At 64.8% G+C, this 20,972-nt stretch carries 19 protein-coding genes, 1 tRNA gene and 1 rRNA gene; 13 read left to right on the forward strand and 8 right to left on the reverse strand.

Annotation, left to right across the window (positions count from 1 at the left end; all coding sequences use genetic code 11):
* The first annotated feature begins 11 nt into the window (after positions 1 to 11).
* Together rrf and ACRCYW_RS04855 are read left to right on the forward strand one after the other, a co-directional pair.
* Positions 12 to 126: ribosomal RNA gene (gene rrf, locus ACRCYW_RS04850) — 5S ribosomal RNA — on the forward strand.
* Between the two features lie 95 nt (positions 127 to 221).
* Positions 222 to 298 (forward strand) — tRNA-Asp (locus ACRCYW_RS04855).
* A gap of 127 nt (positions 299 to 425) precedes the next feature.
* Here ACRCYW_RS04855 and ACRCYW_RS04860 read toward each other — a convergent pair.
* A complete protein-coding gene (locus tag ACRCYW_RS04860) occupies positions 426 to 758 on the reverse strand; it encodes a cupin domain-containing protein (protein ID WP_438549033.1) in 333 nt (110 codons plus the stop codon).
* A 214-nt stretch (positions 759 to 972) separates the two neighbouring features.
* Here ACRCYW_RS04860 and ACRCYW_RS04865 point away from each other — a divergent pair, with 214 nt between their 5' ends.
* From ACRCYW_RS04865 to dhaM, 4 genes are all read left to right on the forward strand, one after another.
* The gene (locus ACRCYW_RS04865; protein ID WP_438549034.1) at positions 973 to 2,331 is read left to right on the forward strand and encodes an NCS2 family permease; all 1,359 of its coding nucleotides are present in this window, start codon (positions 973 to 975) and stop codon (positions 2,329 to 2,331) included.
* 224 nt (positions 2,332 to 2,555) lie between these two features.
* The gene (gene dhaK, locus ACRCYW_RS04870) at positions 2,556 to 3,626 is read left to right on the forward strand and encodes a dihydroxyacetone kinase subunit DhaK (protein WP_438549035.1); all 1,071 of its coding nucleotides are present in this window, start codon (positions 2,556 to 2,558) and stop codon (positions 3,624 to 3,626) included.
* A gap of 9 nt (positions 3,627 to 3,635) precedes the next feature.
* Positions 3,636 to 4,265, forward strand: a complete 630-nt coding sequence (dhaL, locus tag ACRCYW_RS04875) for a dihydroxyacetone kinase subunit DhaL (protein ID WP_438549036.1) — start codon at positions 3,636 to 3,638, stop codon at positions 4,263 to 4,265.
* Between the two features lies 1 nt (position 4,266).
* The gene (dhaM, locus tag ACRCYW_RS04880) at positions 4,267 to 4,980 is read left to right on the forward strand and encodes a dihydroxyacetone kinase phosphoryl donor subunit DhaM (RefSeq protein WP_438549037.1); all 714 of its coding nucleotides are present in this window, start codon (positions 4,267 to 4,269) and stop codon (positions 4,978 to 4,980) included.
* 65 nt (positions 4,981 to 5,045) lie between these two features.
* Here the strand turns inward: dhaM and dhaR are convergent, their stop codons facing one another.
* Both dhaR and ACRCYW_RS04890 read right to left on the reverse strand, forming a co-directional pair.
* Positions 5,046 to 6,962 (reverse strand): dihydroxyacetone kinase operon transcriptional regulator DhaR, encoded by a 1,917-nt coding sequence (gene dhaR / locus ACRCYW_RS04885; RefSeq protein WP_438549038.1) that lies wholly within the window; start codon positions 6,960 to 6,962, stop codon positions 5,046 to 5,048.
* Between the two features lie 52 nt (positions 6,963 to 7,014).
* Positions 7,015 to 7,896 (reverse strand): LysR substrate-binding domain-containing protein, encoded by an 882-nt coding sequence (locus ACRCYW_RS04890; protein WP_438549039.1) that lies wholly within the window; start codon positions 7,894 to 7,896, stop codon positions 7,015 to 7,017.
* Positions 7,897 to 8,012: 116 nt separating this feature from the next.
* Here ACRCYW_RS04890 and ACRCYW_RS04895 point away from each other — a divergent pair, with 116 nt between their 5' ends.
* From ACRCYW_RS04895 to ACRCYW_RS04910, 4 genes are all read left to right on the forward strand, one after another.
* Positions 8,013 to 9,065 (forward strand): agmatine deiminase family protein, encoded by a 1,053-nt coding sequence (locus ACRCYW_RS04895; RefSeq protein ID WP_438549040.1) that lies wholly within the window; start codon positions 8,013 to 8,015, stop codon positions 9,063 to 9,065.
* Positions 9,066 to 9,200: 135 nt separating this feature from the next.
* Positions 9,201 to 10,100, forward strand: coding sequence for an N-carbamoylputrescine amidase (gene aguB, locus ACRCYW_RS04900; protein WP_438549041.1), 900 nt, complete (start codon positions 9,201 to 9,203; stop codon positions 10,098 to 10,100).
* Positions 10,097 to 11,194 (forward strand): extracellular solute-binding protein, encoded by a 1,098-nt coding sequence (locus ACRCYW_RS04905; protein WP_438549042.1) that lies wholly within the window; start codon positions 10,097 to 10,099, stop codon positions 11,192 to 11,194. Before aguB ends, ACRCYW_RS04905 begins: the two co-directional genes overlap by 4 nt.
* 17 nt (positions 11,195 to 11,211) lie before the next feature.
* The gene (locus tag ACRCYW_RS04910) at positions 11,212 to 12,333 is read left to right on the forward strand and encodes an agmatine deiminase family protein (protein ID WP_438549043.1); all 1,122 of its coding nucleotides are present in this window, start codon (positions 11,212 to 11,214) and stop codon (positions 12,331 to 12,333) included.
* Positions 12,334 to 12,425: 92 nt separating this feature from the next.
* On the opposite strand, the gene ACRCYW_RS04915 is transcribed toward ACRCYW_RS04910, so the two are convergent.
* The 3 genes from ACRCYW_RS04915 to ACRCYW_RS04925 form a co-directional block, all read right to left on the reverse strand.
* Positions 12,426 to 13,130 (reverse strand): SDR family oxidoreductase, encoded by a 705-nt coding sequence (locus ACRCYW_RS04915; RefSeq protein WP_438549044.1) that lies wholly within the window; start codon positions 13,128 to 13,130, stop codon positions 12,426 to 12,428.
* Between the two features lie 205 nt (positions 13,131 to 13,335).
* The gene (gene ydiK, locus ACRCYW_RS04920; RefSeq protein ID WP_438549091.1) at positions 13,336 to 14,430 is read right to left on the reverse strand and encodes an AI-2E family transporter YdiK; all 1,095 of its coding nucleotides are present in this window, start codon (positions 14,428 to 14,430) and stop codon (positions 13,336 to 13,338) included.
* A gap of 10 nt (positions 14,431 to 14,440) precedes the next feature.
* Positions 14,441 to 15,817, reverse strand: a complete 1,377-nt coding sequence (locus ACRCYW_RS04925; protein WP_438549045.1) for a bifunctional NUDIX hydrolase/phosphatase PAP2 family protein — start codon at positions 15,815 to 15,817, stop codon at positions 14,441 to 14,443.
* Between the two features lie 195 nt (positions 15,818 to 16,012).
* Here ACRCYW_RS04925 and ACRCYW_RS04930 point away from each other — a divergent pair, with 195 nt between their 5' ends.
* Complete coding sequence (locus ACRCYW_RS04930; protein WP_438549046.1) at positions 16,013 to 16,390, forward strand: hypothetical protein; 378 nt, start codon at positions 16,013 to 16,015, stop codon at positions 16,388 to 16,390.
* A gap of 79 nt (positions 16,391 to 16,469) precedes the next feature.
* Here the strand turns inward: ACRCYW_RS04930 and ACRCYW_RS04935 are convergent, their stop codons facing one another.
* On the reverse strand, positions 16,470 to 17,687 hold the full coding sequence (locus tag ACRCYW_RS04935) for a hypothetical protein (RefSeq protein WP_438549047.1): 1,218 nt from the start codon (positions 17,685 to 17,687) through the stop codon (positions 16,470 to 16,472).
* Positions 17,688 to 17,910: 223 nt separating this feature from the next.
* Between ACRCYW_RS04935 and ACRCYW_RS04940 the strand changes: the two genes are divergently transcribed.
* The gene (locus ACRCYW_RS04940; RefSeq protein ID WP_438549048.1) at positions 17,911 to 18,234 is read left to right on the forward strand and encodes a YnjH family protein; all 324 of its coding nucleotides are present in this window, start codon (positions 17,911 to 17,913) and stop codon (positions 18,232 to 18,234) included.
* A 628-nt stretch (positions 18,235 to 18,862) separates the two neighbouring features.
* Here the strand turns inward: ACRCYW_RS04940 and ACRCYW_RS04945 are convergent.
* On the reverse strand, positions 18,863 to 20,308 hold the full coding sequence (locus ACRCYW_RS04945; protein WP_438549049.1) for a catalase: 1,446 nt from the start codon (positions 20,306 to 20,308) through the stop codon (positions 18,863 to 18,865).
* Positions 20,309 to 20,468: 160 nt separating this feature from the next.
* Here ACRCYW_RS04945 and ACRCYW_RS04950 point away from each other — a divergent pair, with 160 nt between their 5' ends.
* Positions 20,469 to 20,960 carry a GNAT family N-acetyltransferase gene (locus ACRCYW_RS04950; RefSeq protein ID WP_438549050.1) on the forward strand — a complete coding sequence of 164 codons (492 nt, stop codon included), beginning with the start codon at positions 20,469 to 20,471 and terminating at the stop codon, positions 20,958 to 20,960.
* The last annotated feature ends 12 nt before the right edge of the window (positions 20,961 to 20,972 follow it).

Consider the following 20,972-nt stretch of genomic DNA (forward strand, 5'->3'; position numbering starts at 1 on the left):
TTAAGAATTTGCCTGGCGGCCATAGCGCCGTGGAACCACCTGATCCCATGCCGAACTCAGAAGTGAAACGCGGTAGCGCCGATGGTAGTGTGGCATTCGCCATGCGAGAGTAGGACACTGCCAGGCACCCAATTAAACAGTTGTGCACACATTGCACGATTGGCTGCGAGGATGACATCTCAACGAAGCGGCACATGATTTAGCGAAAGCTAACCGAATGCGGAGCGGTAGTTCAGTCGGTTAGAATACCGGCCTGTCACGCCGGGGGTCGCGGGTTCGAGTCCCGTCCGCTCCGCCACTACTTAAGAAGCCCAGTCGGAAGACTGGGCTTTTTCATTTCTGCTTTCCTAATCCCCACAGAGTTTCCTCGCCTTTTCTCGTCCATTTCACCACAAAGTACAGGTTTTTAGGGCTTCTGAGCTCTGTCAGTAGAATACGCAGAGCCAGATGGTATGCATGTCTGGATGGGTCCACTCTACCCTGTGCTTCTGACGGGCGGGGATGTTGATATGGTCCCCCGGCCCGAGCAGTACCTGTTGCTGTTCCTGGGTCTGGGGATCGACAAACAGCAGGCTGGCTTCCCCCTGCACGATCAGCACCCACTCGTGCTCATCCTGATCGTACCACTCCCCCGGAGCGCTCTGATGGCCGTGAGAGACGATGCGCTCGATGCGCAGGTGGTTGGTGCTGACCAGATCCTGGAAGAACTCGTTGGGCAGGGGGGAGGGAATGTCGTTCAACAGGTTGCGCGTGTGCATGCTCATCTCCAGTCGGGCGCCACGTGGTCATTGCAGTATAGGAGCCCTCATCCAGGGGGATCGACTCTCCTGGTGAGCACGATGAGCCACAAATGGAGCTTTTTGTCATGACTTTGTGGAAAAGTTCGGAGAAGTCGCTGCAATCCTGACAAATTCTTGCTATTTTGCGCAGCCATAAAAGCAAACGATTTCCTTCACACTTTCAGGATGAGTTATGGCAACGCAAGATATCGCCGCCCAAGCAGGAAAGAGCGGCTTTCTGGATTCCTATTTTTCCATCTCCGAGCGCGGCAGCAGCGTGCGCCAGGAGTTGTTGGCCGGGCTGACCACCTTCCTGGCCATGGTCTACAGCATCATAGTGGTGCCGAACATGCTGGGTGTCGCCGGTTTTGAGCAGGGGCCCGTGTTCGTCGCGACCTGCTTGATCGCGGCCTTCGGCTCCCTGCTGATGGGTCTCTGGGCCAAGCTGCCCATGGCCATTGGCTGCGCCATCTCCCTCACCGCCTTCACCGCCTTCAGCTTGGTGCTGGGGCAGGGCTTGAGCATCCCGGTGGCGCTGGGTGCCATCTTCCTGATGGGGGTGCTGTTCACCCTGATCAGCGTGACCGGCGTGCGCCAGTGGATCCTGGACAACCTACCCTCCGGCATCGCTCACGGCACCGGTATCGGCATCGGCCTGTTCCTGCTGCTGATCGCCACCAACGGTGTCGGCATGGTGATCAAGAACGAGGGGGCCGGCCTGCCGGTGCAGCTCGGCGAGATCACCTCCTTCCCGGTCATCATGACGGTGCTGGGGCTGGCGGCCATCTTCGGCCTGGAGCGCCGCAAGGTGCCGGGTGGCATCCTGATGGTGATCATCGCCATCTCCGCCCTGGGGCTGGCCTTCGATCCCAAGGTGACCTGGCAGGGCTTCTTCGCCATGCCGAGCCTGACCGGTGAGAAGGGCTCACTTGTGGGCAGCATGGATCTGCTGGGAGCCCTCAACCCCGTGGTCATCCCGACCGTGCTGGCTCTGGTGATGACCGCCGTGTTCGACGCGACTGGCACCATACGTGCCGTGGCGGGTCAGGCCGGTCTCATCAACGAGCGTGGCCACATCATCAGCGGCGGCAAGGCCCTGACCGCCGACTCCGTCAGCAGCATGGTGGCGGGCGCCGTGGGTGGGGCTCCGGCTGCCGTCTACATCGAGTCCGCCGCAGGCACCGCCGCCGGTGGCAAGACAGGCCTGACCGCCACCCTGGTGGGCGTGCTCTTCCTGCTGATGATCTTCCTCTCCCCCCTGAGCTATCTGGTGCCGGCCTACGCCACCGCGCCGGCCCTGATGTATGTGGGTCTGCTGATGCTGGGCAACGTCACCAAGCTGGACTTCAAGGATTCGGTAGATGCCCTGTCCGGCATGCTGTGCGCCGTCTTCATCGTGCTCACCTGCAACATAGTGACCGGCATCATGCTGGGCTTCGTGGCCCTGGTGGTCGGCCGTCTGTTTGCCGCCGAGTGGAAGAAGCTCAACGTCGGTACCGTCATCATCGCGGTGGCGCTCGTGGTGTTCTACGCCGGTGGTTGGGCCATCTAAGCCAAACCGATGTCGAGAAGGGCTCCCGCGGGGGCCCTTTTTCGTCTCTGTGAGGGGGCTAACAGTTTTCTGCTCCCTGGCCGCCCCTCGTTTCAGATTGAAACGCCAACCCCTCCTCCCCGGTTTCAAATCCGAACCCCGATGCCCGTCATTTTTATCCCCAGTGCTCTCGCTAGACTGGTTCCATCAATCATCCGCCCCCGGGGCGAGTCGAGGAGTGAGCCATGAAGAAGCTGATCAATGCCGTTGATGCCGTGGTCCGTGAACAACTGATGGGGATGGCCGCCGCCCACCCCGAGCTCAGGGTCCGTATCGAGCCTCACTACATCACCCGTGCCGACGCCCCCGTGATGGGCAAGGTGGCGCTGGTCTCCGGCGGTGGCAGCGGGCACGAGCCCATGCACGGCGGCCTGGTGGGGATGGGCATGCTGGACGGTGCCTGCCCCGGCGAGATCTTTACCTCGCCGACTCCGGATCAGATGTATGAGTGTGGCCAGGCGGTGGACGGCGGCGCCGGCGTGCTCTTCCTGGTGAAGAACTACACCGGCGATGTGCTCAACTTCGAGACGGCCGTCGAGCTGCTGCACGGGGATGGGGTCAGGGTCGGCTTTGCCCTCATCGATGACGACGTGGCGGTCAAGGACAGCCTCTATACCGCCGGTCGCCGCGGGGTGGCCACCACAGTGCTGTGCGAGAAGCTGGTCGGGGCTGCCGCTGAGGCGGGTTATGACCTGGATCGCTGTGAGGCGCTGGCACGGCGCATCAACAACCAGGGCCGCACCATAGGGATCGCCACCCACGCCTGTACGGTCCCGGCGGCGGGCAAACCCTCCTTCACCTTGGCAGACGGCGAGCTGGAGTTCGGGGTCGGCATTCACGGTGAGCCCGGCATAGCACGCCGTCCCTTCACAAGTCTCGATACCCTGGTGGATGAGATGTTCAGGGAGCTGACGGACAACAGCCCCTATGGCCGCACCCTGCGCCATTGGGACAGGGCCTCGGGGAGCTGGCAGGAGGAGCACGCCTTCATCGAGCCGCTCAACGAGGGGGACAGGGTGATCGCCCTGGTCAACAGCCTGGGAGGCACACCTCTCTCCGAGCTCTACGGGGTCTATGGTCATCTCGCCACCCTGTGCGAGGATGCCGGCATCCACCTGGTGCGAAACCTCATCGGCCCTTATTGCACCGCCCTCGACATGGCCGGGATCTCCATCACCCTGCTCAAGGTGGATGACGAGCTGATGACCCTGTGGGATGCTCCCGTTCATACACCGGCCCTGCGCCGTGGCTGCTGAGGAATAGTCATGTTAAGCAAACATCAGATAGTGAACTGGCTGCTCGACTGCGAGCACATCTTCACCGAACAGCGCGACCATCTCACCGCGCTGGATACCGACATCGGCGACGGTGACCACGGCCTCAACATGCAGCGTGGCTTCGCCAAGGTGGCGGAGAAGCTGCCGGCGGTGGCGGACAAGGACATTGGCCAGGTGCTCAAGACCACGGGCATGACCTTGCTCTCCTCGGTGGGAGGGGCCAGCGGGCCCCTCTACGGCACCTTCTTCATCCGCGCGGCGGCCAGTGCCGATGCCTGCCAGAGCCTGAGTCTGGATCAGCTGACCCGGATGCTGGCGGACGGGGTGGAGGGTATCGTCTCCCGTGGCCGCGCCGAGCCCGGCGACAAGACTATGTGTGACGCCTGGTGGCCGGCCCTGGCCGCCCTGCAGCGGGCGCAGCAGCAAGGCCTGCCACTGGTCGAGGCGCTGGATGGGGCCGTGGCTGCCGCGGCGGCGGGCACCGAGGCCAGCATACAGATGCAGGCCCGCAAGGGGCGCGCCAGCTACCTGGGGGAACGCAGCATAGGCCATCAGGATGCGGGAGCTACCTCGACCCTGTTGCTGTTGACCGCCCTGCGCGACCGGGCGAGGCTCTGACATGATAGGCATAGTCCTTGTCTCTCACAGCGCCACCCTGGCCGCCGGCATCGGCGAGCTGGCCGCCCAGCTGGGCAGCCCGGCCCCCCTGCTGCTGGCGGCCGGTGTGGATGATCCCGAGCACCCCATAGGCACAGATGCCATCGCCGTGATGAGCGCCATAGAGCAGGCGGACGATGGCAGCGGTGTGCTGGTATTGATGGATCTCGGCTCAGCCCTGCTGAGCGCAGAGACCGCCCTCGAGCTACTGCCCCCCGAGCTGAGTGCTCGGGTGCGGCTCTGCCCGGCCCCTCTGGTGGAGGGGACCCTGGCCGCCGTGGTGGCGGCCGGCGCGGGTCTGGGGCTCGATGAGGTGGCCGCCGAGGCCATGGCGGGTCTGCAGGCCAAGGTCGCCATGCTGGGGCAGGGGCTGGCACCGGTGGTTGTTGTGCCTGAGCCCTCTTCTGCGGCGACCCTCTGCTGGCGCCACCGGGTGTGCAACCCCCATGGCCTGCACGTGCGCCCCGCCGCCAAGTTGGTGGCGGCCCTCAAGCCGTTCGACGCCGAGCTCACCCTCTACAAGGGGGAGAAGGGGATCAACCCTCGCAGCCTGACCCGACTCGCCATGCTGGATGTGCGCTGTGGGGACGAGATCGAGCTGAGGGCCAGCGGCCCCCAGGCGGAGCAGGCGATCCAGGCCTTCAGGCTAGTGGCCGAGGGGCGCTTCGGGGAGTAGGAGATAGCACGGAGTAGCACAAGAAAGAGGGGCCAAGGCCCCTCTTTTCTATTTCCCTCGGCGATTCATTGCTGCGCCAGGGGATCTATCTGCCACTGCTTCAGCTTGCGCCACAAGGTGGTGCGGCTGATCCCCAACTGCTGGGCCATCAGGCCGATCTGCCCCTGACAGGCCAGGGCGCAGCGCCGGATGGCCTGGCGTTCCAGCTCGGCCAGGCTGAGCAGGGGTTGCCCCACCGGCTCCTCGGCCAGCCGTCGATGACCGTGGCAAATGGCGGCCGGCAGCGCCTCCGGGGGGATGGGATCGTCGCCCCCCTGAAGCAGGGCGTGTTCGATGGCGCTGCGCAGCTCCCCCAGGTTGCCGGGCCAGGGATAGGCCAGCAGGCAGTCGAGGGCCGCCGGGCTGAAGCGACGATGGGGCGCTCGCCCCCGGGCACTCAGCTGCTGGCCGATGAGGGCAGGCAGGTCTGCCCCGCGCTCGCGCAGGCTGGGCACCCGGAGTTCGCAGGCCTGCAGGGCGTAGAGCAGCTGGCGTCCGAACCCTCCCTCCTGCACCCGTTGTTCCAGCGCTGCGCTACTGGTGGCGATGATCCTCACCCTGAGCGGTAGGATGCGGGCCGAGTCGAAGCGCTGGATGCGGCCCGTCTTGAGCAGTTGCAGCAGGGCCGCCTGCATGGGGGCGGGCAGATACTCTATCTGCTCCAGCACCAGGGTGCCGCCGTGGGCCAGTTCGAACTTGCCGGCCCGCTCCTGTCCCGCCTCGTCGGAGCCCATCAGCTCCAGCGCCATCCGCTCTGGTGGCAGGGCCTGGCAGTTGAACAGGATGAGCGGGCCATCGGCGCGCTCGCCGGCAAAGTGGATGGCCTCGGCGATCTGTCCCTTGCCCACCTCCTCCTCACCGCGCAGCAGCATGGGCCCCGCACTGCGGGCCGCCTGCCTGGCATGGCGCAGCAGCGTGCGCATGGGAGCGGATTCCCCCACCAGGGTGGAGAGTTCGGGCACCGACTGGCGCAGCTGATGGATGGCCCTCAAGCGATCGACGGGGTGGATCAGGGCGATGAAGCCGACCCCGTCCGGTCCCGGCAGGGGCTTGAGGCTGACCAGGGCGTTGATGAAGTCCCCGCTCTGCTCCCCGACCCGCTCCAGGGTCAGCTCCACGTGGCTGAGGCCGGTCTGCCCCTCGATGGCGAGCCGCAATCGTTGGGGCAGCAGCAGGTGTTGCGTCAGCGGCTGGCCGAGGCAGCGCTCGGGGTCGAGGCGCAGTCGCCGGGCCGCCAAGGTATTGAGGTAGCGCAGCCTGCCTTGGGGATCCCAGGCCAGTACGCCGTCATCCATGCCATCGAGCAGGGCATAGAGCTCGCTCAGGTGGTGCTGGGACTCCTGCATCAGGGTTTCCGCACGCAGCATGTTGGCCAGCTCGCGCCCGGCGCTGACGGTGAGGGCGAGATCGCTGGCGGTCGCTGACTCCACCTTGCACACCAGGGCGACGATGGCGACCTGGCGGCCAGTGCTGTTGTAGACAGGGCTGGCGCAACAGTGCCAAGGATGCAGGGTGCGGTTGAAGTGCTGGGGGCCGCTGACGGTGAGGGGCGTGCCCGTCAGGGCCGCCAGGTTGATGGCGTTGGTGCCGATGCGCCCCTCGCTGAAGAAGGCGCCAGGGCCGAAGCCGAGGGACTCCAGTTCCGCCAGGGTCTCATTGTGGCCGGTGCGGGCCAGCAGACAGCCGCTCTCGTCGGTCAGCAGCAGGGCACAGGGACGCCCCTCCATGTATTCGTAGAGATCCTCCAGCGCCATCTCCCCCGTGGTGAGCAGATCCCGCTTGCGCTGGCGCAGGCTGTGCAGGGTCTGGCCCCTGGCGCTGTGGGGCGGGTGCCAGAGCTCCCGGCTGGTCTGGTGGGCGCAGCGCAGCCAGGAGGCCTGCAGTTCGTCGGGCCAGGTGTGGGGCGGCTGGATGGATGGCTGGGTCACGGCGAATTCCGACATGGGGCGAATCCACCATTTAACCACGGCGGGTTGGCCGATTCAGTGACCCCCCTCAGAGGTTCGCTTCCTCATCCCCCTCGGCAAACTGCCGCTCCAGCCAGTGGCAGAAGGTACGGCACTGGTGGCCGCCATCGCTCTCCTGATGGACTAGCAGGCTCCAGCTCGGGCCGGGGACCCTGTGGCTGGAGAGGGGTTGCAGCAGCCCCTGCTGGCGGGCCGGGCGGGAGAGCCGCTCGCTCACCAGCGCCACCCCCAGGCCTGCCTGGGCGGCATCCAGCAGCAGGCCGGGATCGGAGAAGTTGAGCCCCTGGGTGAGCAGCTGCAGATCCTCGCCGCCCTTGAGGGTCCAGTGGTGCCAGTCCATCTCCCGCTCCCCGTGCAAGGTGGTGCGCTCCTGCGCCGGTTGTGCCAGCACCGCCGGGCTCGCCACCGGCAGCAGGCGATCCGCCAGCAGCGGCTGATGGCGGCACTCCGCCTGAGGAGCCAGGCCCCAGCGCAGCGCTATGTCTATGGTCTGCTCGGCCATGTTCGGGGTGTCGTCGCCGGTGAACAGCCAGAGATCGATACCGGGATGCTGGCGGTGGAAATCGGCCAGCCGGGGCAGAAGCCAGTGGCGGGCGATGGCGGTGCTGGTGTTGAGCACCAGCTGGTTCGGCTTGCGATACTGCTCGAGCCGCTGGATCCCCACCGCCAGTTGCAGCAGCACCTTCTGGGTGGTCTCCAGCAGATCCTGGCCCGCGTCGGTCAGGGCCACTGAGCGACCCTGCCGATAGAACAGGGGCTGGCCGATCAGCTCCTCCAGGGAGCGGATCTGCTGGCTGATGGCGGATTGGGTGAGGTGCAGCTCCTGGGCCGCCTGATGAAAACTGCCGAGCCTGGCCGCCGCCTCGAAGCCTCGCAGCACGTTGAGGGGAGGCCAGTGTTTGAACATCATTGATTAGCTCCGCTTATCACTTTTATCGAAAATCGATCGTTTGTTACCCATCTCTCGGGAGAATAGTCTATTCCCATCGTCAACAACCTTAATAGTACCTAATCAGAGAGGCTGAGATGCGCGAGCAGGGAATGATGGCAGCAGGCTGGTTTATGCCTGCCGAATGGTGCCGGCATGCGGCGACCTGGATGGTCTGGCCGCACAACAAGGCGCTGTGGGAAAACGGCTGGGGTGTGACCCTGGCCCAGGTGCAGCAGGACTTCGCCCGGGTGGTCAACGCCATCGCCCGCTTCGAACCGGTGAATCTGGTGGTGGATCCCAGCGCCGTCGCAGAGGCTCGCGCCCTCTGCGGCGAGGGGGTGCGCTTCATTCCCCTGCCGGTGGATGACAGCTGGTGCCGTGACTCTGGTCCCACCTTCATCTGCCATCCCGAGCTCGGCACCGCCGGCATCAGCTGGCGCTTCAACGCCTGGGGCGGCAAGTCGGCCCACGGTCTGGACGAGGGGTTGGCACGGCGCGTCCTCAACAGCCTGGAGCTGGATTGCATCGGCAGCTTCCTCGCCAACGAGGGGGGCGCCATCCACGTGGACGGCGAGGGCACCCTGATCACCACGGAATCCGTGCTGCTCAACAGCAACCGTAACCCCGGCATGAACAAGCGGGAGATCGAAGGGATCTTCAGCCGCCTGCTCGGCATCGAGAAGACTATCTGGCTGCCGGGGGATCCAGACCACGTCACCGGCGACATGACGGACGGTCACGTGGACGGGGTCTGCGCCTTCAGCCGCCCCGGCCACCTGCTGGTGGACGCGACCCTGGATACGAACTCCACCTATGGCCGGGTCGTGCGGGAGAACCGCCGTGCCCTGGCCCTGGCTACCGATGCGAGAGGTCGCACCTTCGAGTGCCTCGAGCTGTTCGAGGCGAGCGAGGCGGTGGACGCCGAGGCCGAGGTGTTCTGCGCCTCCTACACCAACTTCTACATCGCCAACGGCGCCATCATCATGCCTGCCTACGGCGTGGCAGCGGACGAGGCTGCGGGGGAGGTGCTGAGGCTCGCCTTCCCGGACCGGCAGCTGGTGCCGGTGCGGATCAACCAGCTGGCCCACGGCGGCGGTGGCATTCACTGCATCACTCAGCAGCAGCCGGCCTGGCCGTTGCAAGGTTAAGGATAGGGACGCGCCTCGCCGGGTGAACCTGGCGAGGCGCCATGACGGGATCAGGGAGGAGAGATTCATGAACAAGGTCGTCGCAACCATGCAGTTCGCCTGTCGGCGGGAACGGGTGTCGGGGAGGGTATACGGATGAGCAAGATAGTCGTCGCCACCACGCAATTCGCCTGCAGCTGGGAGCTGGAGCGCAATCTGGACATGGCGGAGAGCCTGGTACGGGAAGCCGCCGCCAAGGGGGCCAACCTGGTGCTGTTGCAGGAGCTGTTCGCCACTCCCTACTTCTGCATCGAGCAGTATCACGGCCATCTTGCGCTGGCGGAACCGTTCGAACAGAGCCGGGTGCTGCGCCGCTTCTCGGCCCTGGCACGGGAGCTGGGGGTGGTGTTGCCCATCAGCTGGTTCGAGCGCGCCGGCAACGCCTACTTCAACTCCCTGGCGGTGGCGGATGAGGATGGCCGGCTGCTCGGGGTCTATCGCAAGACCCATATCCCGAACGCCATCGGTTATCAGGAGAAGGAGTACTTCAGCCCGGGGGACACGGGGTTCAGAGTCTGGGACACGGCCGCTGGCCGCATCGGGGTCGGCATCTGCTGGGATCAGTGGTTCCCGGAGGCGGCCCGCGCCATGGCGCTGCAGGGGGCCGAGCTGCTGCTCTATCCCACCGCCATCGGCTCCGAGCCGGGTGCCGAGGCGCTCGATTCGCGGGATCACTGGCAGCTGACCCAGCGCGGTCACGCCGCCGCCAACATCATGCCGGTGATCGCCGCCAACCGCATCGGACGCGAGGTGGCGACCCGGGATCCCGAGCTTCAGATGCGCTTCTATGGCTCCTCCTTCATCACGGATCACAAGGGGGCCCTGCTGGCCGAGGCGGACAGGGACAGCCAGGGGGTGCTGGTGCAGGAGCTGGATCTGGCCGCCATGGCGGAGGAGCGGCTGACCTGGGGTATCTATCGGGATCGCCGCCCCGAGATGTATGGCGCCTTGCTGAGCCTGGACGGACGCAGCCATCGGGGAGGGCGTCCATCATGAGCGTCTTGACCAAGATAGCCATGGGGCTGGCCCTGCTGCTGAGCGTCGGGGTTCAGGCCGAGGAGGCGCAAGAGGAGAAGGTGCTGCGCCTCTACAACTGGTCCGATTATTTCGCCCCCGATACCCTGAGCGAATTCACCAGGGAGACAGGGATCCGGGTCATCTACGACGTGATGGACAGCAGCGAGACCCTGGAGGCCAAGCTGATGGCGGGTCGCAGCGGTTATGACCTCATCTTCCCAGGCGATACGGTGGCGGAGCGGCTGATGCGGGCGGGCAGTCTGCAGCCGCTCGACAAGGACAAGTTGCAGCACCTCGGCGATCTGGATCCCGAGCTGGTGCGCTTGCAGCTGGCCTACCCCCATGCGAAGGAGGCCGTGGTGCCCTACACCTGGGGCACCATAGGGCTCACCTACAATGCGGATGCGATCAAGCAGAGGATGCCGGATGCCCCGGTGAACAGCCTGGACATGTTGTTCAAGCCCGAGCTGGCGGCAAAATTTGCGGATTGCGGCATCTCGGTCTTGGACTCCCCGGACGAGGTGCTGGCGGTGGTGCTGCACTACCTCGGGCGGGATCCCCGCAGCGGCAAGGCGGCGGATCTGGAGGCGGCCCTGGCCCTGCTCAAGGGGATCAAGCCCTATATCCGCAAGTTCCAGTCCCAGCCGGTGACCCAGCTGGTGAACGGGGATCTCTGCCTCTCTCTGGGTTACAGCGGCGACATGACCCAGGCCAGGCGCGCGGCCGCCGAGTCAGGCAAGGGGGCCGACTTCGAATACAGATTGCCGAAGGAAGGGAGCACCATTTGGATGGACACCATGGCGATCCCGGCGGATGCCCCCCATCCTGAATATGCCTACGCCTTTATCAACTTCGTGATGCGCCCCGCCAACATGGCGGCCATCACCAACAGCACCGGCTATCCGACCGCCAGTGCCAAGGCCAAGCCCATGGTGGATACCACCATGACGGCCAACCCGGATATCTACCTGGACGAGGCCAGCTACCAGCGGCTCATTCCGGGCCAGGATATCGCTCAATCCCAGATGCGTGCCCGCATGCGAGCCTGGACTCGCTTCAAGAGCAGCCTCTGAACCCTAGGAGTAGAAAGATGTTTTCCCGACGCCACGTATTGAAACAGCTGGTCGCCCTCGGCGCCATCGCCGGGTTTGGCAGCCTGCCCGGCGCCAGCTCGGCCTTCGCCGCCGGCGAGACCAGTGCCGCCGGCCGCTACCACATGCCGGAGGAGTCCACCCCCCAGGCCCAGGTCTGGGTGGCCTTCGGTGCCACCAGCGAGATCTGGGGTCGCAACTACAAGGACGTGCAGGCCACCATAGGCCGCTTGGTGAAAGCCATGGCCCCCTACACCCGGGTCAACGTGCTCTGTCATGAGGAAGAAGAGGATCTGGCGCGCCAGCTGTGCGGCGAGCGCAACACCCACTTCATCCACGCCGTGATGGACGATATCTGGCTGCGGGATACCGGCGGCGTCTTCGTGCAGGACGAGCAGGGGGAACTCGGGCTGGTGGACTTCAACTTCAACGGTTGGGGAGACAAGCAGGAGCACAGCTATGACACCAGGATAGCCTCCCTGGTGAGCCGTCAGGCGGACGCTTATTACCTGCAGAGCGATCTCATCGGCGAGGGGGGCGGCATCGAGGTGGACGGCAACGGCACCGCCATCATGACCGAGAGCAGCTGGATCAACAGCAACCGCAACCCCGGCCTCACCAAGTCCCAGGTGGAGGCGGAGCTCAAGGCCAACCTGGGGCTGCGCAAGATCATCTGGCTGCCGGGGATCAAGGGCAAGGACATCACGGACGCTCACGTGGACTTCTACGCCCGCTTCGTGCGCCCCGGGGTGGTGGTGATCAACATGGACAATGATCCCGACTCCTACGACTACAAGGTGACCCGCCAGCACCTGGCCATCTTGCAGCAGGCGACGGACGCCGATGGCAACAAACTGGAGCTGCATCAGCTGCCGCCCCCGCTCGGTGGACGAGACAATAAATTCAGCCGCAGCCCGGACTTTGCCGCCGGTTACATCAACTACCTGCCCATCAACGGCGCCGTCATCGCTCCCCAGTTCGGGGATGCCAAGGCCGACCGTCATTGCCGGGATCTGCTGGCTCGCCTCTATCCGGATCGGGAGATAGTGCAGATCGACATAGATCCTGTGGCGGCCGGTGGTGGTGGCATCCACTGCATCACCCTGCATCAGCCTGCCTGATAGTTCGCCAAGATAGGTAATGCCAGCGTGAAATACTGCATGGGGCGCCTCGGCGCCCCATGTCATTGCTGTCGTCAGCTGGATAACCTGGGTCAGATCCCCGTCATGCCGATCTCGTCGAGCTGGACGTGGGCGGGTTGGCGCAGGGTGTAGAGCACGGCCTCGGCCAGATCTTCCACCTGCAACCAGCCGGGCTTGCGCTCACTGGCGCAGGCCGGGGGCGGCACCTGTACCAGGCCGGGGCAGAGGGTATGCACTCGTATGCCCTGATGCTGCACCTCTTCCCGCAGCGCCTTGGCAAATCCCAGCACGGCAAACTTGGCGGCACAGTAGACGTTGGCCCTGGCGTAGCCGTGCTTGGCGGCCTGGGAGGCGATGTTGATGATGGTGCCGTGGCGGCGGGCCAGCATGTCCGGCAGGCAGGCCTGGGTCAGCAGGAAGGTCCCCTTGGCGCAGGTGTTCATCACCCTGTCCCACTCCGATTCCGGTAGATCCTGCACCAGATAATCGCTGCCAACCCCGCTGTTGTTGATCAGCAGATCGATGGGGCCGAGCAGGGCGCTGGCCTGGGCGTGCTGGGCACGCACCTGGGGGCCGTCGCACACATCCAGCACCAGGGGCAGCACCCTCACCCCGTATTGGGCGCTAAGGCGAGCCGCCTCTCGCTCCAGCAATGACTGGCGACGGGACGCCAGGATCAGCTCTACCCCCTCACGGGCCAGTGACTCGGCGATGGCCAGTCCGATCCCGCTGGCGCCACCGGTGATCAGGGCGCGTGTTGCTCTCAGTTCGTTCATCTTTTGCTCCTCCGAAATGGTGGAGGCATTGTGGCTAGGGGCGATGCGGGACGGTAGGGGGGAGGCGGCGTTAGCTCGAACCCTGGTTCGGATTTGGCGCAAGGGATTCGAACTTTGGTTCTAGGCTGGCGTCGAGTCTTTCAAAGGGCCAGCGCCTGTCCCTTGATCTTGAAAACAAAACGCCGCCCGAGGGCGGCGTTTTGGATCATGGCAACGCCTTCTCCTGGGGTGGTGCTGTGACGGCGGTCGCGGGATGTTCATCCTCCTTGATCCAGGCATCCAGCAGGGTGTAACCGACCGCCAGCACCACGGGCCCGATGAAGAGGCCGATGATCCCCATGGCCAGCAGGCCGCCGATGACCCCGACCAGGATCAGGATCAGCGGCAAATCGGCGCCGCGTTTGATGAGGAAGGGGCGCAGGAAGTTGTCCATGGTGCCCGCCAGCACGGACCAGACCAGCAGGAAGGTGCCCCAGGTGGTGTCGCCGCTCCAGTAGAGGTAGCCGACGCTGGCCAGCAGCACGGGGAAGGGACCGATCTGGGCCACGATCAGCAGGAACATCAGCACCACCAACACCATGGTGTAGGGGATGCCGGCGATCAGCAGGCCGAGCCCGGCCACCGAGGACTGCACCAGGGCGGTGACCACCACTCCCATGGCGACGGCACGAATGGCCTGGGAGGCCAGCACTGTGGCGTTGTCACCACGCTGTCCCGCCAACCGGTGGGCGAAGCGGCGAATGCCGTCGGCCGCCTTCTCACCGGAGTGGTAGAGCAGGCCGCAGATGGCCACGGTCAGCATGAAGTGGACGAACAGCAGGCCGAGATTGCCCGCCTGGGCCGCCAGCCAGCGGGCGGTCTGGCCGAAGTAGGGGGCCAGCTTGGCGAACAGCACCTGACCGCCGCTCGCCAGGATCTGCTGCCAGAACTCATACAGCTTGTCGCCGACCACGGGGACCTGTTGCAGCCAGAGCAGTTCCGGGGGCGGCGAGTGGCTCAGCTGGGTGCCGAGCTCGATCAGCATGGGGGCCTTCTCCGCCACGTTGGCCAGGGTCATGAACAGGGGAATGACAAACATCAGCAGCAAGATGCTGCTCATCAGCAGGGCGGCCAGGGCGCGCTTGCCCCACAGCAGGCGCTGGGCCATCTGCATCAGCGGCCAGGTGGCAATGGTGATCATGGTGGCCCACACCAGGGCGGGCAGGAAGGGGCGCAGCACCATGAAGCACGAGATGATGAGCAGGCTGAGGAACAGCACCCCCAGGGTGATCTTGGCCAAATCCACTTTTTTCATAGCTATCGCATTCCCTTTAATGAGGGGTTGGGCCCCGGTGCGTGGAGCCGGGGTTGATAAAACGCAGTGACCACCAGAGGCCGGCACTCAGCCAGAGCCCCAGGCCGCCGAGGAGCACGCCCTGCCCTATCAGGATCAGCAGGGAGCTGCTGGTGAGCAGGGGCAGGGTGAGCAACAGGCCGCCCATGCCCAGGCTGACCGACAGGGCCAGCAGGGCCGAGCCTAGGGCGGGCACAGGGTGTCGTTCGAGTGGGAACAGAGTACCCGATACCAGGCCAAGGGTGAACATGGCCAGCGCCCCCAGGGCGCTGGATTGGGTGAGCCAGGCCCCCAGCAGGCTGACGAGGATCAGGGCCGCCCAGGAGCCGCGGTTGTCCGCCAGGGCGAAGAGAGGTTTGCGCAGGGCCAGCAGCAGGGTGCCGAGCCCCAGGCCCGCCACCACGTCCGAGATGAAGTGCACCCCGAGCCAGACCCGGGCCAGTCCCGCCAGACACGCCAGCAGCAGGGCGAGCGTGATCCCTTGCCAGGCCCGGATCCCGGGCAGCGAGCAGAGCAGCAGGCCCCAGCACAGCAAGGCGGAGGCGGTGTGACCGCTCGGCATGCCAAAGCCCTGGGCGCTCTGCCCCGCGAGCGCGGGGTCCAGATGGAAGGGCCGGGGCCAGCCCAATCCCTCCTTGGCGAGCTGCACCAGCAGGGTGAGCAGCGCCATGGTAAACAGCATACGGTACAGCCTGGGCCAGCCGAGCAGGGGCAGGAGCAGCAGGGCCACCCCGAGCTGGACGGGGGCCGTGCCGAGCAGGTTGCCGGCCAGGGGCCAGAGGGCGTTCGGCCCAATCCAGCCTTGCAGGCGCTGGATCAGGGGCAGCTCGGCCCGGTGCAATGGGCTGGCGTCCTCGCTGAAATTGGCCTGCCACTGGACCGGACTCTCGGCCACCTCGCCGAGCCTGGGGATTAGCCAGTCGAGCTGCGCCGGGAAGCGGCGCTCCCCATCTGGCAGCAAGGCCGGTTCGATCAGCCTGGCATTGAGGATCTCGCCGCCGAGGTTCGGTGCCTGCAGTATGGAGACAAAGCCCGAGCCTCGCTGGGCCTGGATGGGAGTGAGGGTCTGGCAGGCGAACAGTTGGGCCCGCTGCCAACGCCCCAGCTCGGCGGTGATGCGACCCTGCAGCCCCGTCTCCTCATGGAGTTCCCGCAGGGCCGCCTGCTCGGCGTTCTCCCCCGCGTCTATGTAGCCGCCGCTCAGGCTGTAGCGGCCGGAGATCCTGTCTTGCACCAGCAGCAGTTGTTGCTGGTGGCGGATCACGCAGGCGGCCGCGCCGGGGGCCGTTTGATCGGCCTGGACGGTGAGCAGGGGTGACAGCAACAGAAACAGGAAAAAGAGGGCGCGGATCATGGTGGGTCCGTGAAGGCTGATGAATGGGGCAAGGGTCACAGAAATCAGCGACTTGGGCAATGGTTTACCGACACATCCCTGTCGCAACTGACGCAGCCTCGGCCCAATCTGGGCCACAAGGATTGCCGTTGGCGGAGGCAGTCCCTAGTATTGGCGGCTATTGTTCCTTTCACGCAACTCATCTTGGGGCTTTCCATGAGACAGTTTGGCTTTTTCCTCGGGGTCGCCATCGGCGTCATCTTGATACTGTTCGGCAGCATCGTCATCTTCCAGGCCTTGCCCGCCGCGTTGGACGTGCTGGAGATGCCGAGCCGCATCCCCTTCGTGCGCGAGGTGTACACCTGGCTGATGACCAGTGCCAACGGCCTCACCAACCAGCTGGAACAGAACTTCCTGGAGGCCTTCCAGACAGTCCTCAAGCTGATACTGCTCATCACATTCATGTGGGTCTGCGTCAAGCTGGTGAACATGGGGGTCTTGATCATCCGGGCCGGGGTCGACCTTATCCGCACCGCCATCGAGCACAGCGAAGACAAGGTGGCCAAGCCCTCCGAGCAGGATCGCCACTTCTAAGGTTTCACTGCCTCATCGCAGATAGACAACAGGCCACCCCAGGGTGGCCTGTTTGCATGGTGGGATATGCCACCGAGTATCAGTTGAGCAGTTTTTCCAGCTCGGCCTCGGCATCCGCCCTGGCCTGGTCTCCTTGTCCGACTGCCTGGGCCTCCAGCTTGGTCGCTTCTGCCTTCACGGTCGTGGTCGCACCGCTCACCGCCTGCTTGGCGGTGTCGGCGACGGCCTTGGTTGCCTGCTGCTGGGTGCTGACGGTGGCGCTGCTCGCGGCCTGCTTGGCGGTGTCGGTGACGGCCTTGGCCGCCTGTTGCTGAGTGCTGACGGCGGCGCTGCTCGCAGCCTGCTTGGTAGTATCGGTGACGGCCTTGGCCGCCTGTTGCTGGGTGCTGACGGCGGCGCTGCTCGCAGCCTGTTTGGCTGTATCGGTGACGGCCTTGGCCGCCTGTTGCTGGGTGCTGACGGCGGCGCTGCTCACAGCCTGTTTGGCCGAATTGGTCACGGCCTGGGTGGCTTGCTGCTGCAGTGTGGTCGCAGCCCCGCTGACCGCCTGTTTGGTGGTGTCAGTGACGGCCTTGGTCGCCTGTTGTTGGGTGCTGACGGCGGCGTCGTTCACCGCCCGCTTGGCGGAGTCCGTCACCGCCTGGTTGGCCTGCTGCAGGGTGCCGGTGACGCCCTTGTTCACCTGCTGCGTCGCTGCCTCGGTGGCGCTGCCGACCGCTTGCTTGGCGGAGCCCGTGATGGCCTGGGTCGCGCTCTGCTGCATGGCGCCCACCATGTTGCCGAGCAGGGAGCCGCCGGATCCCGTCATGGCCTTGCCGACCCCGCCGAGGGCGGTGGCGGTCGGGCTGCCTGCTTGCCAGTTTTGCATTGCGCTCGGCCAGCTCGGGGTGGCCGCGGTCAGGTTCTCACCGAACACCTGGGTCGCTCCGTCTCCTTTTTGCAGCATGACGGAGAGCTGGTTGGTGTCGGCGTTCCACACCATGCCCGCCTGCTTGGCGATGTCCGGCACGGGGGCATAGCGGGAGACCACGTAGAACAGCGGCCCCTCCTGTTGCAGCTCGTTGGCGGTCTTGAGCAACTGCATGGTGGTGTCGTAGTTGGGGCCCAGCATGGCGGTCATGCGGTCCTTGATGAGGGGCTGCTCGAACAGATTCGCCTCGTTCGGGTCGAAACCGACCAGGGGTTTGAGCAGGGCCCACATCAGCTGGCTGGTGGGGCTCATCAGCAGGAGGGGGGCAACGCAGGCTGACAACATCAGGCTCAGGCAGGCAGCCTTGAGCAACGGCATGATACGCATCGACAACATATCCAAGTAATTATTTGATTAATAAGGTAATATATTGTCCTATCCCGACAACATCACCTGAACTGGCTCGCCTGCTTGATGGGTGTAGCCGGCGGGCGCTGGCAGGCTATCATATTGCCCCCGGAATGCCAGATGAGCCGTCACTTTTTGGTCAAGTGGGCGACGGCTATGGTCGCCTCTATGGATCGGGCTCTTTCATCACAGGTTCCTTGCCATGATTAAATTCGTTTTCTCTCTGCTTGCCCTGGTGGGGGCCACTAGCGCCCTGGGGGATCCGGTCAAGGTGCAGACACCTTCTCGCCACTCGGTGGGCACGGATCTGGTGCTGCCGCTCGGATCACTGCCGGAGCGGGTCTGCTGGTATCAGGATCAGAAGTTCTCCCTGGGGGCCCGCATCCAGCAGGGGGATATCTGGCTGGAGTGCGGCCCGCAGAATCCGCAGGAGAGCAATGGCCCTCTGGCCTGGCGTGAGCCTCAGTTGTATCAGCCTGCCGCCGAAGGTAACCCTAACCGGGAGACGATCACCGTGGGTCAGTGAGCCTTTTCTTGATCCAGCTACAGACATGGACGTGATCTCTATCGCATAATGCGGCACTTTCTTCTCTCGGCTGGGATCTAAGCAAATGGCTCGTCGCTCTTCCAATATGCAACGTCGTCGCAGTAGCTGGTGGTACAAACGCCTGTTGGTACGGGAACGGGCAGAGCGCGAAGCGCGTTCCGTTCGAGATTGATGATTAAATAAAAACGGGGCCTGTGGGCCCCGTTTTTATTTGTTGTTCATGGAGAGCTCGTCGCTCTTCCACTCCTTGTTAATATCCAACGTCGTCGCAATGGCTGGTGGTACAAGCGCCTGTTGGTACGGGAACGGGCAGAGCGCGAAGCGCGTTCCGTTCGGGATTGATGATTAAATAAAAACGGGGCCTGTGGGCCCCGTTTTTATTGTTGCTCATGGAGGCTCGTAGCTCTTCCACTCCTTGTTAATATCCAACGTCATCGCAATGGCTGGTGGTACAACCCCCTGTCGGGGCGGAGCGGGCAGAGCACGAGGGCGCCGGGTTCGGGAGCCATGATTAATTGAAAGCGAGGCCTCAGGGCCCCGTATTTACATGTTTCCAGGAACATGAAAGGAGGCCGATTGGCCTCCTTTTTTATTTTCTATCAGTGGCTTAGCGCTGCAGGGCGGCGAGAGCCAGTTCGACCCGCTTGGCGTATTCCGGATCCGCCTGCTCGAAGTGTCTGAGCTGGGCCTGGACGATGGCGTCGTCCTCCACGCTGACCAGCGAACGCGCCAGGTTGGCGGCGAGGCGCGCACGCTGACCCTCATCCATGATGCGGAACAGGTTGCCCGGCTGGCTGTAGTAGTCGTCATCGTAGTCGCGGAAGTCGTAGTGCAGGGCCGCCCCTTCCAGGCTCAGGGCCGGCTCCTGCTGGCCACTCGGGGTCTGGGTGCCGAAGCGGTTCGGCTGGTAGTTCGGGCTGGCGCCGCCGTTGCCGTCCGCTCGCATGGCGCCGTCGCGGTGGGCACCGCTGAACGGGCAGCGGGGGGCGTTGACCGGCAGCAGACCGTGGTTGACCCCGAGGCGGTAGCGCTGGGTGTCACCGTAGGAGAAGAGCCGTCCCTGCAGCATGCGATCCGGCGAGAAGCCGATGCCGGGCACCACGTTGGCCGGGGTGAAGGCGGCCTGCTCCACATGGGCGAAGTAGTTGTCCGGGTTCTTGTTGAGTTCCAGCACCCCGACCGGGATGAGGGGGTAGTCCTTGTGGGGCCACACCTTGGTGAGATCGAAGGGGTGGATCTCATAGGTATGGGCCTCGGCCTCCGGCATCACCTGCACATAGACCTTCCAGCGCGGGAAGTCCCCCCGCTCGATGGCGTTGAACAGGTCCGCCTGGCTGCTCTCCCGATCCTGACCGACCACGGCGGCGGCCTCTTCGTCGGTGTAGAAGCTGTGGCCCTGCTCGGTCTTGAAGTGGAACTTGACCCAGAAGCGCTCATTCGCGTCGTTGATGAAGCTGAAGGTGTGGCTGCCGTAGCCGTTCATCTCCCGCAGGCTCCTGGGGATGCCGCGGTCGCTGAACAGGGTGGTGATCTGATGCAGGGACTCCGGGTGGCGGGACCAGAAGTCCCAGGCGGCGGTGGCGCTGCGCAGGTTGGTGCGGGGATCCCGCTTCTGGGTGTGGATGAAGTCCGGGAACTTGAGCGGATCGCGGATGAAGAAGACCGGGGTGTTGTTGCCCACCAGATCCCAGTTGCCCTGCTCGGTGTAGAACTTCAGGGCGAAGCCGCGCACGTCGCGCTCTGCATCGGCGGCCCCCTTCTCACCGGCGACGGTGGAGAAGCGCAGGAATACGGGAGTCTGCTTGCCGACGGCGTTGAACAAGTCCGCCCTGCTGAACCGGCTGATGTCGTGGGTCACGGTGAAGGTGCCGTAGGCGCCCGAGCCCTTGGCGTGCACCACCCGCTCCGGGATGCGCTCGCGGTCGAAGTGGGCGAGTTTCTCCATCAACCAGATGTCTTGCATCAGTACCGGGCCACGGGGGCCGGCGGTCAGGCTGTTGTTGTTGTCGACGACGGGGGCGCCATTGGCGCTGTGCAGGGTCTTGTCGGTCATGGGGCATCTCCTTGTGATGATGGAGGCACGATACGGCAGGGGGCGCGAGCGGGGCCAATCGGTCATGCCTAAGTGTTTGATAGATGGCCCTAATGGAGTTGGCGACGGATGCAAAGGGCGCTATTTTGGACAAACAGTCATTCAGCAGGGAGGAGAGAAAATGGTTGAAATCAGGATCCGTCAGGTGGAGGTCGGCGATGCCCAGGGGCTGCGGGATCTCTATGCCATGCCAAGGGCTCAGGCGGGCACCCTGCAGATGCCCTATCCGACCCTGGCCATGTGGCAGCAACGGCTGGCGGAGCGCAGCGGCTACGGCCTGGTGGCCATGGTGGATGAGCTGCTGGTGGGGGATCTCAGGCTCTGGCTGGAGGCCAACCCGCGGCGCCGCCATGTGGCGTCCTTTGGCATGGGGGTGCGGGACGACTGGGCCGGCCGCGGCGTGGGCTCGGCCCTGCTGGGGGCGGCGGTGGATCTCGCGGACAACTGGCTCAACCTGCAGCGCCTCGAGCTGACCGTCTACAGCGACAACGCGGCCGCCATCGCGCTCTATCGCAAGCACGGCTTCGTGGAGGAGGGGCGCTCCCCCGCCTATGCGTTTCGCGAGGGGCGCTTCGTCGATGCCCTGCATATGGGGCGAGTGCGCCTGCCGTGAGCGCTATGAGAG

Source organism: Aeromonas sp. (assembly GCF_051657805.1).
Taxonomy (GTDB): domain Bacteria; phylum Pseudomonadota; class Gammaproteobacteria; order Enterobacterales; family Aeromonadaceae; genus Aeromonas.